Origin of the sequence: Nonomuraea sp. NPDC049141 (assembly GCF_040648415.1) — a bacterium.
In the GTDB taxonomy this organism is placed as follows: Bacteria; Actinomycetota; Actinomycetes; order Streptosporangiales; family Streptosporangiaceae; genus Nonomuraea.
Genome location: NZ_JBEZDR010000279.1, coordinates 1 through 1,083 on the forward strand (window position 1 = coordinate 1; position 1,083 = coordinate 1,083).

The following is a 1,083-nucleotide window of genomic DNA, read 5'->3' on the forward strand; positions in this document are numbered from 1 at the left end:
AGCCCCGGCGGCCCATCGGCGTCCCGCGCCGCCGCGCCAGCCGGCTCGTCACGCCGGACGTGCCGCTCGGCGATCGCGCCGCCTTGCCCGTATCCTTGCGGCCTCACCGTTGACGAACCCCCACTCGTCGACGTGATGCACGGGTGAGGGAAGGCATACATGACGGCGGTACCACGGCACCGGGCCATCGCTGCGGATCAGGCGGTTGCCGGGCAAGCGGCCCAGGAGGACGTGCGTGCCCTGTTCGGGCAGTCCATCGCCGTCTTCGCCGCGCTGGCCGGGCCGGCGCACCTGGTGGAGACGGCGAACCCGGCGTTCTTCGCCGCGATCGGTCAGGAGCGTGCGCGTACCGGGGTCGCGATCGCCGAGCTGATGCCCGAACTCGCCGGTCAGGGGTTCATCGCTCTCCTGGACGAGGTCTATCGCACGGGCGAGCCCTACACCGGCCGGGACGCCCGGGTCGTGCTGGGCGTCGGTCCGCACGCGCGAGAGGCATTCTTCGACTTCACGTACGAGCCGCGCCGGGACGCCGACGGCACCGTGACCGGGATACGCGTGATCGGCGTGGAGACCACGCAGGTCAAGCACGCCCAGCGGCTGATGGCCGAACACCGTGCCCTGCTGGAGCAGATCGCCCGCCAGGCGCCCCTGACCGAGGTGCTCGACGGGATGGCCCGCTGCATCGAGAACCTCGCGCCCCGGGAGGTACTCGTCTCCGTCCTGCTCGCCGATCCTGACGGCCGGCACCTACGCCACGGCGCCGCTCCCAGCCTGCCCGACTTCTACAACCAGGCCATCGACGGGATCGCCACCGGCGAAGGCGTCGGGTCCTGCGGCACCGCCGCCCACCGGCGGGAACCGGTCATCGTCACCGACATCGCCACCGACCCGTTCTGGGTGGAGTTCCGCGGCCTGGCCGAGCGGGCAGGGCTGGCTGCCTGCTGGTCCACGCCGATCCTGGCCCGCGACGGCAGCCTGCTGGGCACCTTCGCCATGTACCACCGCACCCCGCGCGTCCCGCAGGACACCGACCTCGCCCTCACCCGGGTCTTCGCCGGCACCGCCGCCCTGGCCATCGAGCGC

General features: G+C 72.7%; 1 protein-coding gene. It reads left to right on the top strand.

Going from position 1 to position 1,083, the window contains the following annotated elements; genetic code table 11:
- Positions 1 to 159 precede the first annotated feature (159 nt).
- A partial coding sequence (locus tag AB0B91_RS66460; protein WP_358343351.1) for a GAF domain-containing protein occupies positions 160 to 1,083 on the top strand: 924 nt, incomplete at its 3' end.